Raw genomic sequence first — 16,775 nt, 5'->3', positions numbered from 1 at the left:
CTCAAAAAGGTATTACCAAGTTGCAATACTTTTTACGAGGCTCTTTTGTCTTGTTCTTGTTTCAATTGACTATATAGCTCAAAGTCAGCATTATTTGGAAAAGGGAAATTTTGATCAAATCGGAAGTTGGTCAAAATTAATCACGAGTTCTGATGGAGAAAAATACATTGTTCAAGCTGAATATGGTTTTCAATCTTTGTCTGGTGTTAGTCAAGTTTTAGTGACATTTTATCCTTTTATTTTGTTGGCTATTATATTATTGTCAACTTTGGTGGCCTATATTTACAGTCACCTTTCTACCAAACGCATCAAGGCCATCTCGCAGACAGCAAGGCAAATGCAATTGATGGAAGAGGGAATATCTTGTCAAGTTAGCGGTCAAGATGAAATTTCAATCTTGGCACAGGATGTGAACTATCTTTATTCTAAATTACTGACAAGTATTGAAGAATTAAGAGCTGAAAATGTAAAAAGGGCGGCGCGTGAAGAGGAGCAGGCTGATTTTTTGCGAATAACTGCTCACGAGTTAAAAACGCCCATTGCTAGTATGTTAGGTCTTGTAGAGGGCATGATTTATAACGTCGGAGAGTTTAAAGATCACGAGACTTATTTGAAGAAATGTCGAGACATTTTGCAAGAGCAATCACAGTTAGTTTGTTCCATCTTGGAAGCCACAAATTTGGATCTCAGTTTGAAAGTTAAGCAAGAGCGAGTTGATTTGAAAGAACTGATAGAGCAGTATTTGACGCCCTATGAGGCACTTGCAAAAGTCCATTCTTACCAATTCATCGTAAATCTTGAGCCAGTATGGGTCAGCCTTAATTCAACTTATTTTGTAAAAGCAATAAAGAATCTTTTGGATAATGCCTTTCGCTATACAAAGGAAGGAGGGGCTATCCGAGTAAGTTTAACGGAGCATTATCTACGAATTGAAAATCAAGCAGAGCATTTACCTGACAAGGAAGAACTAGACAAATTATTTCTTCCGTTCTATCGTCCAGATTTTAGCAGAGCTAAAGAAGATGGGGGGACAGAGGTAGAACTTTACTTGGTCAAACAAATTCTGGAAAAACAAGGTTTTTGTTACCGATTGGAGCAAGAAAAAGAATTTCTTCAATTTACAATTTGGTTTGTAGATCCCTTGGACTAATACTCAATGAAAATCAAACCATATCATGACAAATAGAAATGGACTGGCTCTGCCAATCCATTTTTGTTTTCTAGAATGGTAATTTACCTGCAAATGCTCCCATTGTTTTTTTAGTTGCTTCGTCAATTTGGCTGAGTGCATCATTGATGGCTTGTGCAGTCATATCTTGTAGGATTTCGACATCCTCAGGATCAACGACAGCTTCTTTATAATCAATGGAAACCAGTTTTTTATCACCTGTGAAAGTTACGGTAACGAGCTCTTGAGCGGATTTACCAGTGAAATTTGTTTCTGCCAACTCAGCTTGTTTCTTTTCTAGCTGTTTTTGCATTTTTTGTGCTTGCTTCATCATTTGCCGCATATTCATCATAAGATTTTTAAGATTCCTTTCGTATCAAGAGTTTAGACTCTCTGGTTAAATTTTCGTTGCCTTATTTTGCCTTTTGGGTATTTCTTAAAGCTTCATTTATTATAGCATTTTTTAAAGCAACTGCCTATTTAACTGTGTGAGAACAGCGAGCGTTTGGTGCTGATTTTACAAAAACTTTACAAAAGTATGGTAATAGATTTGATGTTTGCTCTCTATAATGGTCACTGTAAAGATTTTAAAGGAGAACATCATGAAAAAATGTAAATTGTTTTCAGTACTGGCTTTAGCTGGTTTGACGGCTCTAGTGGGACTTTCAGCTTGTGGTAAATCAAACGGGGGCTCTTCGTCTGCTTCTTCATCTGCATCTGGTAATATCAGCGTTGTTTCCCGTGAAGATGGTTCAGGGACGCGCGGCGCGTTTGTTGAACTTTTCGAAGTCCAAGAAGAGCAAAATGGTGAAAAGGTTGATTTGACAACGGACAAAGCCATTGTTACTAACTCGACCTCTGTTATGCTAACGACAGTAGCTGGAGATAAGTCAGCCATCGGCTATGCTTCGCTAGGTTCTTTGGATGATACCGTCAAGGTTTTGAAAATTGATGGTACTGAAGCAAGTGTTGCCAATATTAAATCCGGAAGCTACAAGATTTCTCGACCATTTAACATTGTTACCAAAGATAAGATAAGTGAAGCTGCTCAAGATTTCATCAACTTTATTTTAAGCTCTGATGGTCAAGCTGTCGTAGAAGAAAATGGTTACATTCCACTTGATGATACCAAAGCTTATAAATCTTCAGTTGATTCTGGCAAGATTGTCGTTTCAGGATCAAGCTCTGTCACACCAGTTATGGAAAAATTAAAAGAAGCTTATAGCAAAGTCAATTCTAAGGTTGAAGTAGAAATTCAACAAAGCGACTCTTCAACTGGTATCACAAATGCTATTGAGGGAACAGCTGATATTGGAATGGCGTCACGTGATTTGAAAGATGAAGAAACCTCTAAAGGAGTCAGCTCAACAGTTATTGCGATGGATGGTATTGCTGTTATTGTTAATAAAGATAACAAAGTTGATGGCTTAACAAGCGAACAAGTCAAGACTATTTTTACAGGTAAGACAACAAGCTGGGACGGTCTTTCAGACTAAGGGGTCATGAATGAATCATACAAAAGAAAAAATGATGCAAGCGGTATTTTTCCTTACCGCCTGCATTTCTGTTCTATCCGTACTACTAATCTGCCTCTTTTTGTTTTCGAGTGGGATTCCTGCTATTCACAAAATTGGCTTAGGTAACTTTCTTTTCGGGATGGTATGGAGACCGGCTAATAATCTTTTTGGTATTTTTCCAATGATTGTAGGCTCACTTTATGTGACAGCAGGGGCTCTTATTGTTGGAGTACCCGTTGGAGTTTTGACAGCAGTTTTTATGTCTTCTTTTTGTCCTGAAGTCATCTACAGACCACTCAAGGCGGCTATTAACCTCATGGCAGGAATTCCATCGGTTGTTTATGGTTTCTTTGGTTTGGTTGTTTTAGTTCCCTTTGTTCGTGATAACATCGGTGGCTTTGGCATGGGGGTTCTTACCGCCTCGATTTTGCTTGGTTTGATGATTTTACCAACTATTATCAGTGTTTCTGAGGCTGCTATTCGTGCTGTTCCCAGGTCGTATTATGAAGGTGGTTTAGCTCTGGGGGCTTCCCATGAGCGTAGCATCTTTTTTGCGGTACTGCCAGCAGCGAAGCGAGGAATTTTTGCGGCTGTCATTTTAGGGGTTGGACGTGCAATCGGAGAAACTATGGCAGTTATCATGGTTGCAGGTAACCAAGCTGTCTTGCCAGATTCCTTGACATCAGGAGTCAGAACTATGACAACTAATATTGTTATGGAGATGGGTTACTCTAGTGGTCTTCACAGAGAAGCTCTCATAGGGACAGCTGTTGTTCTCTTTATATTTGTCCTAATCATTAATATCAGCTTTTCGTTGTTACATAAAGAGGAGTGAGTATGGAAAATATCAATCACCGCAGTTTCAAGCAAAATTGGCAGTCACGTCGGCGGGATCTGGTGTCACTAATTTTGTACTTTTTAGTTTATGGGGCTGCTTTGGCAACTTTTGTAGGTATTGCTTTCACGGTAGGCTACATTCTGGTTAAAGGCTTGCCCAATTTAAACATGAGTTTGTTTGCTTGGACTTACAATAGTGAGAATGTCTCTCTGTTACCGGCCTTAATCAATACGATTTTTATGACCATATTGGCATTGAGTGTTGCCGTACCTATTGGTATAGGGGCTTCTATTTATTTGGCAGAATATGCGCGCCGGGATAACCCTTTTGTTAGTGTTATTCGGATCGCAACCGAAACGCTCTCTGGGATTCCCTCCATCATCTATGGACTGTTTGGTGCCCTTTTCTTTGTTAAGTTCGCTCACATGGGACTTTCCTTGCTGTCAGGAGCTGTTACACTTAGTATCATGATTTTGCCTCTGATTATGCGAACAACAGAGGAAGCTTTGCTTTCGGTACCAGACTCTTATCGTGAAGGGGCTTTTGCACTTGGAGCGGGCAAACTTCGAACAATTTTTAAAATTGTCCTTCCTAGCGCCATGCCGGGAATTTTCTCAGGAATTATTTTAGCGATCGGGCGAATTGTGGGAGAATCGGCTGCCTTGATTTTTACGGCAGGTACGGTTGCTGAAGTGGCTAAGAGTGTTTTCAGTTCGTCACGGACTTTGGCTGTGCATATGTATGCCATCTCAGGAGAGGGACTTTATGTCAATCAAACCTATGCTACAGCAGTTGTTCTCTTAGTATTAGTTATTATCATTAATCTAGTGTCGGGTTTGATTGCTAGACGATTAGGAAGTAAAACAAGCGATGAATAAAATAGAAATTAAAAATTTGGATCTCTACTATGGAGACTTTAAGGCTTTAAAAAACATTAATTTGGAAATTGCCAGCAATGAAATTACAGCTTTCATTGGTCCATCAGGGTGTGGAAAATCGACCTTACTGAAAAGTCTTAACCGAATGAACGATTTGGTGAAAAATTGCCGCATTACTGGAGAGGTCACATTAGATAAAGAAGATGTGTATAGCGATTTGGACATCAATGTCCTTCGTAAAAAAGTAGGCATGGTTTTTCAAAAACCAAACCCATTTCCGATGAGTATCTATGACAACATTGCCTTCGGGCCTCGAACTCATGGCATTCACAATAAAGTTCAATTGGATGAAATTGTGGAGCGTTCCTTAAAACAAGCCGCTATCTGGGGCGAAGTCAAAGATCGCCTCAATAAATCTGCTCTTGGAATGTCTGGTGGTCAACAGCAACGGCTTTGCATTGCTAGAGCTTTGGCCATTGAACCTGACGTCCTCCTCATGGATGAACCAACAAGTGCCTTAGATCCGATTTCAACAGCAAAAATTGAAGATTTGGTTATTGAACTCAAGAAGAAATATACTATCGTCATGGTGACCCACAACATGCAACAAGCTGTGCGAATTTCTGATAAGACAGCATTCTTCCTATTGGGAGAAATTGTTGAGTACAACAAAACAAGCCAACTATTTTCAATGCCACAAGACGAACGCACAGAAAATTATATAACAGGGAGATTCGGATGATACGCTCAACCTTTGAAAATCAACTGCATGCACTCAATACCAATTTAATTTTGATGGGGTCTTTATGTGAAGATATCATTTCAAAATCCTTAATGCCCATCAGTAAAAATGATCAGCATCTGGTCAATGATGTCAGTAAAACCTATCAAAAAATTGAGCAGATGGAAAGAGATATTGAATCACAATGTCTTAAACTATTGCTTCGTCAACAGCCAGTAGCCAAGGATTTGCGACGTATTTCAGCTGCCTTGAAAATGGTTTATGATATGAAGCGTATTGGTGCACAATCTGCTGAAATTGCTGATATTATTGGTGATGGTCATGTTCATGAAGGAGCTGAGTTTCGCCATCTCAAGCAAATGGTTAAACACGTTGTCAATATGGTAACAGACAGTGTGGATGCCTTTGTCCATGATGATGAGGCTTTAGCTTTAAAAGTTATCCAAAAAGATGTCACAGTGGACAAAGAATTTGATACAATAAAGGCAAGTTTAATTGCCCATATTGCTGAACTTGGAAATGATGGTGAATATACTATTGATGTTTTGATGATTGCCAAATATTTGGAAAGAATTGGTGACCATACCGTCAATGTCGCTAAGTGGGTAATTTTTTCAATCACTGGTGAACTGAATGGAGAAGAAACATGATTTACTGCGTTGAAGACGATGATGATATCCGAGAACTGATGCTTTATACTTTACGAACAGCAGGGTTTGAGGCTCAGGGTTTCCCTGACTCCCTTCTATTTTGGAAAGCCATGGAAGAAGAGCAACCAAAACTTATACTGTTAGATATCATGCTGCCTATAGATGATGGATTGACCATTTTGAAATCCCTACGCGAAAATGGCATGACAAAAGATATTCCAGTAATCATGACAACCGCCAAAGGAACAGAATTCGATAAAGTCAAAGGATTAGATTTGGGCGCAGATGACTACTTGGTTAAACCTTTTGGTATGATGGAAATGATTTCTCGCATTAAAGCAGTCCTCAGACGTACATCCAATCAGGAACAGGAAACTCATTTGACAATAAAAAATCTCGCTCTGGATTCAAAAAATTACACGGTTAGAAAAAATGGGCAAAAAATCGAATTAACTCTGAAAGAATTTGAACTGCTATCTTTATTGATGTTAAATCCTGACCGTGTTTTTACACGGCAGGAACTTTTGGATAAAGTTTGGGGAGAACACTTTATCGGAGAAACACGAACAGTTGATGTCCATATTGGGACCCTTCGCATGAAACTTGGAGATGCTAGTCATCTGATTAAGACAGTTCGTGGCGTTGGTTATCGTTTGGAGGTAACAGATGATTAAGAAAATCTTTCGTTCAACTTTTTTTGCCACGCTAGACGTTCTTCTGGTGACCCTATTTATGGTTGTTGGCTTGCTTTATGGTTATTTTACTCAAGTACAAAAGGAGCAGTTGCAGACGGAGACAGCCTTAGCTGCTCAAGGGGTTTCTCTAGAAGGCCAAGATTATTTTAATGAGCTCAAAATGTCAAATGTCAGAATCACTTGGGTTGACAATCAAGGAAAGGTTCTCTATGATAATGAGTCCGATGCACAGACCATGGACAATCATGCTAATCGAGAAGAAATCAAAGAAGCTTTGAAAGATGGTTACGGTGAGAGTGTTCGCTACTCGAAAATTTTAACCACTCAGTCTCTTTATTCTGCTCAGCGCTTGGATAATGGAACTGTTATTCGTTTATCTGTGACTAGACATAGTATTTTAGTGCTTTTGTTTCGGATGGTCCAGCCTTTAGCTCTTATTCTTGTATTGGCCTTCTTCCTCTCTCTATGGCTTTCACGTTCTATTGCTAAGAGTGTCGTGGAACCATTGAATTGGCTGGATCTTGATCATCCACTTGAAAATGATGCCTATGAAGAAATTTCCCCCCTTCTAAGACGGATTGCCAGACATCAAAAGGAAGTCACTGAGCGAGAAGTTGTGATAGAGCAACGTCAATCGGAATTTGACACCATTATTTCTAAAATTAAAGAAGGCATGATTTTGTTAGACAATAACTGTCGCATCATCAGTATCAATCAAGCAGCACAGGATATTTTACAGACTGATCGAACGTGTTTGGGAAAAGATATGTTACAAATTATCCGTAACCTATCACTAAATAATTGGCTTGAAAAAGGTCTTCAAGGTCGCAAGCAAGAAGGGATTTTGCAATTAGATGACTCGCATTACAAAGTTATGGTGCGTCCTATTCAGTCTGAGGATAAGGTGACTGGTTTAGCGCTTCTTTTCTTTGATGTCACAGAGCAACTTCAGGCAGAGCAGCTGCGCCGTGAATTTACAGCAAACGTTTCTCATGAACTGAAAACACCTTTGCATCTAATTTCTGGGTATTCTGAAATGTTGGCTAGTGATGTTGTTGCGCAAAAAGATGTTCCACAATTCGCTGAGAAAATCCACAGTGAGTCTCAACGTATGATTCAGTTGGTAGAAGATATTATTAAACTGTCACATCTTGATGAGTCAGAAGAGTTAGCTATGGAACCCATTAATCTCTATCAGATATCAGAGGAAGTCTTAGAGAGTCTATCTGCTAAGGCAAATGAACGTCATATCAACTTGCATTTATTAGGGAAACCAGCTTATATTACCGGTAATCATGCCCTTATTCATTCCTTGATTTATAATCTTTGTGATAATGCTATTATCTATAACCGTGATAAGGGAGATGTGACTGTCGGTATCACCTCGAATGAGGACAAGATTGTTCTGACGGTACAAGATACAGGAGTTGGGATTGCCAAAGATGAGCAGGAACGTATTTTTGAGCGTTTCTATCGGGTTGATAAGAGTCGATCGAAGAAGTTGGGTGGCACTGGCCTGGGGCTATCCATTGTCAAGCACGCAGTCAATCAACATCATGCCGATATTAAGGTGGAAAGTCAGCTAGGATTAGGAACTAAAATGACCGTGACCTTTCATAAATAACCCTCTTTGAAAATTAAACGCAGACGCTTGTGACTTGATTTGAGGAGTGAAAACCTCCAACGGAAGTTTTTAGCCTGTCATTCCAAAATTAGACTTGTTCGGTAACTACATCATCTCGTGGTTGATTTGTGGCATCATCAACCACGAGATGATGTAGTTACCGAACAAGTCTAATAAAAGGGAATTAAGTATTGTGTCTATATCATAGGCTAGAAAAGACCCCAAGCTTATTTGGTCGTGAGCTTGGGGTCTTTTTGACACTATTTGTCCTTGTTTAGCCATTTATCGACTAATCGAAGAACAACACCGACCACAATTGGTCCAATGATAGTTTTGAGTACTAATTCCATTATGGGCTATCTTACTTCCTCTCGCAGGCGATGAAGCAGTGACGTAAAATAAAGTGCTAAATTCGGGGGTCATCTAATCAGGTGGCTTTTTTGTTTGTGGTTTGGATTTTTGATATAATAGAGCCATGAGTAGAATTTTAGATAATGAGATAATGGGGGACGAGGAGCTAGTAGAACGCACGCTCCGTCCTCAGTATTTACGTGAATATATTGGGCAGGATAAGGTCAAGGACCAGCTTCAAATCTTTATCGAAGCCACTAAAATGCGGGATGAAGCGCTGGATCATGTCCTCCTTTTCGGGCCTCCAGGTTTGGGGAAGACGACCATGGCCTTTGTTATTGCCAATGAATTGGGAGTTAATCTCAAGCAGACGTCTGGACCTGTAATTGAAAAAGCTGGTGATTTGGTAGCGATTTTGAATGACTTAGAGCCTGGGGATGTCCTCTTTATTGACGAGATTCATCGCTTGCCTATGTCGGTGGAAGAGGTGCTTTATAGTGCCATGGAGGACTTTTACATCGATATTATGATTGGTGCTGGTGAAGGTAGTCGCAGTGTTCATTTGGAGTTGCCACCTTTCACTTTGATTGGTGCGACGACTCGGGCTGGTATGCTCTCAAATCCGCTACGGGCACGTTTTGGGATTACAGGTCATATGGAGTATTATGCCCATGCTGATTTGACGGAAATTGTTGAGCGGACAGCAGATATTTTTGAGATGGAAATTACTCATGAGGCAGCATCTGAGTTGGCCTTGCGTAGTCGTGGAACCCCTCGTATTGCCAATCGTCTCCTCAAGCGCGTGCGCGATTTTGCCCAGATTATGGGAAATGGGGTCATCGATGATCTTATTACCGATAAGGCATTAACTATGCTGGATGTTGACCATGAAGGTTTGGACTATGTGGACCAAAAAATCCTTCGGACCATGATTGAGATGTATGGTGGTGGCCCTGTTGGGTTAGGCACTCTTTCCGTCAATATTGCTGAGGAGTGCGAGACGGTGGAAGATATGTATGAACCTTACTTAATCCAAAAAGGTTTTATCATGCGGACACGTTCTGGTCGTGTGGCAACGGCTAAGGCCTACGAGCATTTAGGTTATGAATACAATGAAAAATGAGCAAGAAATACTAGAGGCTTTTAGAGAAAATCTGGATATGATGGCTATTCTGACTATCATCCGAAATCTTGGTCTGAAAGACTCGTGGTTGGCAGCAGGTTCTGTCAGAAATTTCATCTGGAATCTTTTGTCATACAAATCACCTTTTGACTGTGAAACAGATGTAGATGTGATTTTCTTTGATCCAGATTTTTCTTATGAGGAAACTTTGTCCCTAGAGAAAAAGCTGAGGGAGGATTTTCCTCAGTATCAGTGGGAGTTGAAAAATCAGGTCTATATGCACCAGCACAGTCCGCACACTGCTCCCTATACCAGCTCTCGTGATGCTATGAGTAAGTATCCAGAACGGTGTACGGCGGTTGGGCTGTGCTTGAATGAAGAATCCGATTTTGAACTCTATGCACCTTATGGACTCGAGGATATTTTGCATTTTCAAGTTCGCCCAACTCCTCATTTTTTAGAAAATGAAGATCGGATGGAACTCTATCAAACACGGTTATCCAAGAAAAATTGGCAGAAGAAATGGAAAAATTTGATTTTTAAAAATACTTAAGGAAACTTTAAGCTAGGAAGTGTATACTAAGTACATAAGTTAAGAAGACCTTAACTTAAACTCCTAAAACTTTTTCATAATAATCTCCCTATAAAAAATAAAGTCGCCCAATCAGGCGGCTTATTTTTTTGAAAACTGAGCCGGGTGTCTGAGAATAAATAGCTTAGTGATAGAAGAAAATAGGGAAATATGGTATAATGAAACGATAGATTTTTGAATAGGAATAAAATCATGTTTGGATTTTTTAAGAAAGATAAGGCTGTGGAAGTAGAAGTTCCGACACAGGTTCCTGCTCATATCGGCATCATCATGGATGGAAATGGCCGTTGGGCTAAAAAACGTATGCAACCGCGAGTCTTTGGACACAAGGCGGGCATGGAAGCATTGCAAACTGTGACCAAGGCAGCCAACAAACTGGGCGTTAAGGTTATTACAGTTTATGCTTTTTCTACGGAAAACTGGACCCGTCCGGATCAGGAAGTCAAGTTTATCATGAACCTTCCGGTAGAGTTTTATGACAATTATGTCCCGGAATTGCACGCAAATAATGTTAAGATTCAGATGATTGGGGAGACGGACCGCCTGCCTAAGCAAACCTTTGAAGCTCTGACTAAGGCTGAGGAATTGACTAAGAACAACACAGGATTGATTCTTAATTTTGCCCTCAACTATGGTGGACGTGCTGAGATTACACAGGCGCTTAAGTTGATTTCTCAGGATGTTTTAGATGCCAAAATCAACCCAGGTGATATCACAGAGGAATTGATTGGTAACTATCTCTTTACTCAACATTTGCCTAAGGATGTACGAGACCCAGATTTGATTATCCGTACTAGTGGAGAATTACGTTTGAGTAATTTCCTTCCGTGGCAGGGAGCCTATAGTGAACTCTATTTTACAGATACCTTGTGGCCTGATTTTGACGAAGTAGCCTTGCAGGAAGCCATTCTTGCCTACAATCGTCGTCATCGCCGATTTGGAGGAGTTTAGGAGGAAATATGACACAGGATTTACAGAAAAGAACCTTGTTTGCAGGGATTGCCCTGGCTATTTTCCTACCGATTTTGATGATTGGGGGACTCTTGCTTCAGATAGCAATTGGAATCATAGCCATGCTAGCCATGCATGAACTTTTGAAGATGAGAGGTCTAGAGACCATGACGATGGAGGGCCTCTTGACCCTCTTTGCAACCTTTACTTTGACCATTCCCTTGGAGAATTACCTGACTTTTTTGCCAGTTGATGGGAATGTGGTTGCTTATAGTGTGTTGATTTCAATTATGTTAGGAACGACTGTTTTTAGCAAGTCTTATACGATTGAGGATGCTGTTTTCCCTCTTGCTATGAGCTTCTATGTGGGCTTTGGTTTTAATGCTCTATTAGATGCTAGAATTGCAGGTTTAGATAAGGCACTATTAGCCTTGTGTATTGTTTGGGCAACAGACAGTGGTGCCTATCTTGTTGGGATGAACTATGGGAAACGAAAATTAGCTCCAACAGTTTCTCCAAATAAAACCTTTGAGGGTGCCTTGGGTGGTATTTTTGGTGCGATTTTAGTAACCATTATCTTTATGATAGTTGACAGTACAGTTGCTTTTCCGTATGGAATTTACAAGATGTCAGTCTTTGCTATTTTCTTTAGTGTGGCTGGACAATTTGGTGATTTACTAGAAAGTTCGATTAAGCGTCACTTTGGTGTTAAGGATTCTGGGAAATTTATCCCTGGACATGGTGGTGTTTTGGATCGTTTCGATAGTATGTTGCTTGTATTTCCAATCATGCACTTATTTGGACTCTTTTAATCAAAAGACGGAGGAAGTACTATGCTCGGAATTTTAACCTTTATTCTGGTTTTCGGGATTATTGTAGTGGTGCACGAGTTCGGACACTTCTACTTTGCCAAGAAATCAGGAATTCTAGTGCGTGAATTTGCCATTGGTATGGGACCCAAAATCTTTGCTCACATTGGCAAGGATGGAACGGCCTATACTATTCGAATCTTACCTCTGGGTGGCTATGTTCGTATGGCCGGTTGGGGTGATGATACAACTGAAATCAAGACAGGTACTCCTGTCAGTTTGACCCTTACTGACGATGGTAAGGTTAAACGCATCAATCTTTCAGGTAAAAAATTAGATCAAACGGCCCTCCCTATGCAGGTGACCCAGTTTGACTTTGAAGACAAGCTCTTCATCAAGGGCTTGGTTCTGGAAGAAGAAAAAACATTTTCAGTGGATCATGATGCAACGGTTGTAGAAGCAGATGGGACTGAGGTTCGGATTGCTCCTTTAGATGTTCAATATCAAAATGCGACTATCTGGGGGAAACTCATTACTAACTTTGCAGGCCCCATGAATAACTTTATCTTAGGTGTTGTTGTTTTCTGGATTTTAATCTTTATGCAGGGTGGTGTCAGAGATGTTGATACCAACCAGTTCCATGTCATGCCCCAAGGTGCATTGGCCAAGGTGGGAGTGCCAGAAACGGCTCAGATTACCAAGATTGGCTCACATGAGATTAGCAACTGGGGAAGCTTGATCCAGGCTGTAGAAGCAGAAACTAAAGATAAGACGGCCCCGACCTTGGATGTGACTATTTCTGAAAAGGGTAGTGACAAGCAAGTCACTGTTACTCCAGAAGAAAGTCAAGGTCGTTACCTTCTAGGTGTTCAACCGGGAATTAAGTCGGACTTTCTATCCATGTTTGTAGGTGGATTTACAACTGCAGCTGACTCAGCTCTCCGAATTCTATCGGCTTTGAAAAATCTGATTTTCCAACCGGATTTGAACAAGCTAGGTGGACCTGTTGCCATCTTTAAGGCAAGTAGTGATGCTGCTAAAAATGGAATTGAAAATGTCTTGTACTTCTTGGCAATGATTTCCATCAATATCGGGATTTTTAACCTTATTCCGATTCCAGCTCTGGATGGTGGTAAGATTGTGCTCAATATCCTGGAAGCCATCCGCCGCAAACCATTGAAACAAGAAATTGAAACCTATGTCACCATGGTTGGTGTAGTTATCATGGTTGTCTTGATGCTAGCTGTGACCTGGAATGACATTATGCGACTCTTCTTTTAGATAATCGAGGAATATTATGAAACAAAGTAAAATGCTAATCCCAACGCTTCGCGAAATGCCAAGCGATGCTCAAGTTATCAGCCACGCCCTTATGTTGCGTGCTGGTTATGTTCGTCAAGTTTCTGCTGGTGTTTATTCTTACCTACCACTCGCTAACCGTGTGATTGAAAAGGCTAAGAATATCATGCGCCAAGAGTTTGATAAGATTGGTGCGGTGGAGATGTTGGCTCCTGCCCTTCTCAGTGCTGATCTTTGGCGTGAATCAGGTCGTTATGAAACCTATGGTGAAGACCTTTATAAACTGAAAAATCGTGAAAAATCAGACTTTATCCTAGGTCCAACTCACGAAGAAACCTTTACAGCCATTGTTCGTGACTCTGTCAAGTCTTACAAGCAATTGCCACTCAACCTTTACCAAATCCAACCGAAATACCGTGATGAAAAACGTCCACGTAACGGCCTTCTCCGTACGCGTGAATTTATCATGAAAGACGGATATAGTTTCCATGCTAATTACGATAGTTTGGATGTGACTTATGACGAGTACAAGGCGGCCTACGAACGTATTTTCACTCGTAGTGGCTTGGACTTCAAGGCCATCATCGGTGACGGTGGAGCCATGGGTGGTAAGGATAGCCAAGAATTTATGGCCATTACACCAGCCCGTACAGACCTCGACCGCTGGGTTGTCTTAGACAAGTCAGTTGCCTCATTTGATGAAATTCCTGCAGAAGTGCAAGAAGAAATCAAGGCAGAATTGCTTAAATGGATGGTTTCTGGTGAAGATACCATTGCCTACTCAAGTGAGTCTAGCTATGCAGCTAACTTGGAAATGGCAACAAACGAGTACAAACCAAGCAATCGTGTTGTCGCTGAAGAAGAAGTGACTCGTGTTGCAACACCAGATGTTAAATCAATCGATGAAGTTGCAGCCTTCCTAAATGTTCCAGAAGAACAAACGATTAAAACCCTCTTCTACATGGCAGATGGTGAGCTTGTTGCAGCTCTTCTAGTTGGAAATGAGCAGCTCAATGAAGTTAAGTTGAAAAACCACTTGGGAGCAGATTTCTTTGACGTTGCTAGCGAAGAAGAAGTGGCAAGTGTTGTTCAAGCAGGATTTGGTTCACTTGGTCCAGTTGGTTTGCCAGAGAATGTTAAAATCATCGCAGACCGTAAGGTGCAAGATGTTCGCAATGCAGTTGTGGGTGCTAACGAAGATGGCTACCACTTGACTGGTGTGAATCCAGGTCGTGATTTTACTGCAGAATATGTGGATATCCGTGAAGTTCGTGAGGGTGAAATTTCACCAGACGGACGAGGTGTTCTTAACTTCGCGCGTGGTATCGAAATTGGGCACATTTTCAAACTCGGAACTCGTTACTCAGCAAGCATGGGAGCAGATGTCTTGGATGAAAATGGTCGTGCTGTGCCAATCATCATGGGTTGTTACGGTATCGGTGTTAGTCGTCTCCTCTCAGCTGTTATAGAGCAACACGCTCGCCTCTTTGTCAACAAAACGCCAAAAGGTGAATACCGTTACGCTTGGGGAGTTAACTTCCCTAAAGAATTGGCACCATTTGATGTGCACTTGATTACTGTCAATGTCAAGGACGAAGAAGCGCAAGCCTTGACAGAAAAACTTGAAGCAAGCTTGATGGATGCTGGTTACGAAGTCTTGACAGATGACCGTAACGAACGTGTCGGAGTGAAGTTTAGCGATAGCGACTTGATTGGTCTGCCAATCCGTATTACTGTCGGGAAGAAAGCAGCCGATGGCATCGTAGAAGTTAAGATTAAAGCAACTGGTGACACCATCGAAGTTCATGCAGACAACTTGCTTGAAACGCTTGAAATCCTCGGCAATAAATAAAACTATAATCAGAAGAAAAACAAGGCAAAAATGTAACTAGTTTTTACCTTGTTTTTTCTATATAATGGGGAAAATGAGTAAATGAAGAGGTAAAGCTATGCTAAAATTTCCAAAGGATTTTGTTTGGGGTTCCTCCACTTCTGGACCACAGACAGAAGGACGAGTGCTTGGTGATGGTAAAGAAGATAATCTCTGGGATTATTGGTATCAGGTGGAACCCAATCGCTACTACAATGGGATTGGACCTGACAAAACATCGACTTTCTATGAAAACTGGAAAAAGGATATTGAGCTTCTGGTAGAGACTGGGCATACAGCCTTCCGAACTTCTATTCAGTGGTCTCGTATTTTCCCACAGGGGCGTGGAGAGGTCAATCCGCAAGGGGTGGCTTTCTACCGTCAGGTCTTTGAGGCTATTAAGGCCAAGGGGATTCGTCTCTTAGTCAATCTCTATCACTTCGACCTGCCTTTTGCCCTCCAAGAAGACGGCGATGGTTGGGAAAATAAGGCAACTGTCAAGGCTTATGAAGACTATGCTCGTTTTTGTTTTGAGACTTACGGTGACTTGGTAGACCAATGGATTACCTTTAACGAGCCCATCGTACCTGTAGAGTTTGGCTATTTTTACGATGCCCACTATCCTCACAAGGTAGATGCCAAAGCAGCGGTTAAGGTTGCCTATCATACGCAACTGGCTAGTAGTCTTGCGGTTAAGGCTTGTCATGAGATTTTGCCTGATTCCAAGATTGGGATTGTCCTTAACTTGACACCAGCCTATCCACGTAGCCAGCATCCCGCGGATGTCAAGGCTGCGCGCATTGCTGACCTCTTCCAGGCCCAATCTTTCTTAGATCCGTCTGTTTTAGGAGCATATCCAGAAGAGTTAGTGGAAATTTTGTCTGAGCATGATTTGCTACCAGAGTACACTGTTGAAGAGTTAGAACTCATTCGCGAGAATACAGTTGATTTCCTTGGAGTCAACTACTACCAACCTTTGCGCGTTATGGCACCTCGATTTGCTAAGCATCCAGAGAGTCCACTTTTGCCAGAACATTTTTACGAGCCTTATGTGATGCCTGGACGTAAAATCAATCCTCACCGTGGCTGGGAAATTTATGAGCAAGGGATTTATGATATTGTCCAAAATATCAAAGAAAATTATGGTAATATTGAGTGGATGTTGACAGAGAATGGCATGGGTGTTGAAGGGGAAGACAAGTTCCGTGAGAATGGCATGATTCAGGACGACTATCGTATCGACTTTGTCAAAGGGCATCTTCGTGAACTTCACCGTGCCATTGAAGACGGGGCCAACTGTAAGGGCTACTTGATTTGGACCTTTATCGACTGCTGGTCATGGCTCAATAGTTATAAAAATCGCTACGGTCTGGTTGAGCTTGACTTGGAAACGCAGGAACGTCGCCTGAAGAAATCAGGCCACTGGTTCAAGGAACTCAGCGACCATAATGGATTTTAAAAATAAAAAGAGTGAGATGGCATTCCAATGTCATTAAGTTAGTGATCTAACTACTTGAATAGGAGGTGTGATTGAGAACATCAAAGTGATTCTCTATCACATCTTCTATTTTTTTGCATGACAAATAAAGGTTTTTTCACCCTATTTTTTGAGATTTATGTTACTCTATAGATGAAATCAACTACCGATTGGGCCTTTATCTTTCTTGG

At 41.1% G+C, this 16,775-nt stretch carries 17 protein-coding genes; 15 read left to right on the top strand and 2 right to left on the bottom strand.

Annotated elements, in window-relative coordinates; translation table 11 throughout:
* The first annotated feature begins 337 nt into the window (after positions 1 to 337).
* Positions 338 to 1,150, top strand: a complete 813-nt coding sequence (locus tag FGQ53_RS12040; RefSeq protein ID WP_319946271.1) for a HAMP domain-containing sensor histidine kinase — start codon at positions 338 to 340, stop codon at positions 1,148 to 1,150.
* A 70-nt stretch (positions 1,151 to 1,220) separates the two neighbouring features.
* On the opposite strand, the gene FGQ53_RS08555 is transcribed toward FGQ53_RS12040, so the two are convergent.
* The gene (locus tag FGQ53_RS08555; RefSeq protein ID WP_138337799.1) at positions 1,221 to 1,520 is read right to left on the bottom strand and encodes a YbaB/EbfC family nucleoid-associated protein; all 300 of its coding nucleotides are present in this window, start codon (positions 1,518 to 1,520) and stop codon (positions 1,221 to 1,223) included.
* A gap of 250 nt (positions 1,521 to 1,770) precedes the next feature.
* Here FGQ53_RS08555 and FGQ53_RS08550 point away from each other — a divergent pair, with 250 nt between their 5' ends.
* Genes FGQ53_RS08550 through FGQ53_RS08520 form a run of 7 tightly spaced genes read left to right on the top strand, consistent with a single transcriptional unit; the run spans position 1,771 to position 8,112 of the window.
* Positions 1,771 to 2,664 (top strand): substrate-binding domain-containing protein, encoded by an 894-nt coding sequence (locus FGQ53_RS08550; protein ID WP_138337796.1) that lies wholly within the window; start codon positions 1,771 to 1,773, stop codon positions 2,662 to 2,664.
* 10 nt (positions 2,665 to 2,674) lie between these two features.
* Complete coding sequence (pstC, locus tag FGQ53_RS08545) at positions 2,675 to 3,520, top strand: phosphate ABC transporter permease subunit PstC (RefSeq protein ID WP_138337793.1); 846 nt, start codon at positions 2,675 to 2,677, stop codon at positions 3,518 to 3,520.
* A 2-nt stretch (positions 3,521 to 3,522) separates the two neighbouring features.
* Positions 3,523 to 4,401, top strand: a complete 879-nt coding sequence (gene pstA / locus FGQ53_RS08540) for a phosphate ABC transporter permease PstA (protein WP_024052986.1) — start codon at positions 3,523 to 3,525, stop codon at positions 4,399 to 4,401.
* The gene (pstB, locus tag FGQ53_RS08535; protein WP_138337790.1) at positions 4,394 to 5,143 is read left to right on the top strand and encodes a phosphate ABC transporter ATP-binding protein PstB; all 750 of its coding nucleotides are present in this window, start codon (positions 4,394 to 4,396) and stop codon (positions 5,141 to 5,143) included. The genes pstA and pstB overlap by 8 nt, the downstream gene beginning before the upstream one ends.
* Positions 5,140 to 5,793, top strand: coding sequence for a phosphate signaling complex protein PhoU (gene phoU / locus FGQ53_RS08530; RefSeq protein WP_138337787.1), 654 nt, complete (start codon positions 5,140 to 5,142; stop codon positions 5,791 to 5,793). Before pstB ends, phoU begins: the two co-directional genes overlap by 4 nt.
* Entirely contained in the window at positions 5,790 to 6,467 is a 678-nt protein-coding gene (locus FGQ53_RS08525; RefSeq protein ID WP_024052984.1) for a winged helix-turn-helix domain-containing protein, read from the top strand. The genes phoU and FGQ53_RS08525 overlap by 4 nt, the downstream gene beginning before the upstream one ends.
* Complete coding sequence (locus FGQ53_RS08520; RefSeq protein ID WP_138337784.1) at positions 6,460 to 8,112, top strand: ATP-binding protein; 1,653 nt, start codon at positions 6,460 to 6,462, stop codon at positions 8,110 to 8,112. The genes FGQ53_RS08525 and FGQ53_RS08520 overlap by 8 nt, the downstream gene beginning before the upstream one ends.
* 260 nt (positions 8,113 to 8,372) lie before the next feature.
* On the opposite strand, the gene FGQ53_RS08515 is transcribed toward FGQ53_RS08520, so the two are convergent.
* Complete coding sequence (locus tag FGQ53_RS08515; RefSeq protein ID WP_000970382.1) at positions 8,373 to 8,465, bottom strand: type I toxin-antitoxin system Fst family toxin; 93 nt, start codon at positions 8,463 to 8,465, stop codon at positions 8,373 to 8,375.
* Positions 8,466 to 8,587: 122 nt separating this feature from the next.
* Between FGQ53_RS08515 and ruvB the strand changes: the two genes are divergently transcribed.
* The 7 genes from ruvB (at position 8,588) to FGQ53_RS08480 (ending at position 16,566) form a co-directional block, all read left to right on the top strand.
* Positions 8,588 to 9,586, top strand: coding sequence for a Holliday junction branch migration DNA helicase RuvB (ruvB, locus tag FGQ53_RS08510; RefSeq protein ID WP_138337781.1), 999 nt, complete (start codon positions 8,588 to 8,590; stop codon positions 9,584 to 9,586).
* Positions 9,567 to 10,139, top strand: coding sequence for a nucleotidyltransferase family protein (locus FGQ53_RS08505; RefSeq protein ID WP_138337778.1), 573 nt, complete (start codon positions 9,567 to 9,569; stop codon positions 10,137 to 10,139). The genes ruvB and FGQ53_RS08505 overlap by 20 nt, the downstream gene beginning before the upstream one ends.
* Before the next feature lie 231 nt (positions 10,140 to 10,370).
* Positions 10,371 to 11,129 carry an isoprenyl transferase gene (locus FGQ53_RS08500; protein ID WP_000466721.1) on the top strand — a complete coding sequence of 253 codons (759 nt, stop codon included), beginning with the start codon at positions 10,371 to 10,373 and terminating at the stop codon, positions 11,127 to 11,129.
* A gap of 8 nt (positions 11,130 to 11,137) precedes the next feature.
* A complete protein-coding gene (locus tag FGQ53_RS08495; protein WP_138337774.1) occupies positions 11,138 to 11,941 on the top strand; it encodes a phosphatidate cytidylyltransferase in 804 nt (267 codons plus the stop codon).
* Positions 11,942 to 11,962: 21 nt separating this feature from the next.
* Positions 11,963 to 13,219 carry an RIP metalloprotease RseP gene (gene rseP, locus FGQ53_RS08490; protein ID WP_138337771.1) on the top strand — a complete coding sequence of 419 codons (1,257 nt, stop codon included), beginning with the start codon at positions 11,963 to 11,965 and terminating at the stop codon, positions 13,217 to 13,219.
* 16 nt (positions 13,220 to 13,235) lie between these two features.
* On the top strand, positions 13,236 to 15,089 hold the full coding sequence (locus FGQ53_RS08485) for a proline--tRNA ligase (protein WP_138337768.1): 1,854 nt from the start codon (positions 13,236 to 13,238) through the stop codon (positions 15,087 to 15,089).
* A 97-nt stretch (positions 15,090 to 15,186) separates the two neighbouring features.
* Positions 15,187 to 16,566 carry a glycoside hydrolase family 1 protein gene (locus FGQ53_RS08480; RefSeq protein WP_138337766.1) on the top strand — a complete coding sequence of 460 codons (1,380 nt, stop codon included), beginning with the start codon at positions 15,187 to 15,189 and terminating at the stop codon, positions 16,564 to 16,566.
* Positions 16,567 to 16,775 lie beyond the last annotated feature (209 nt).

This window comes from Streptococcus mitis (assembly GCF_005844455.1).
Lineage (GTDB): Bacteria > Bacillota > Bacilli > Lactobacillales > Streptococcaceae > Streptococcus > Streptococcus mitis_BF.
The sequence above is the reverse complement of the archived record's forward strand: the minus strand, read 5'-3'. Positions and strand labels throughout refer to the sequence as shown.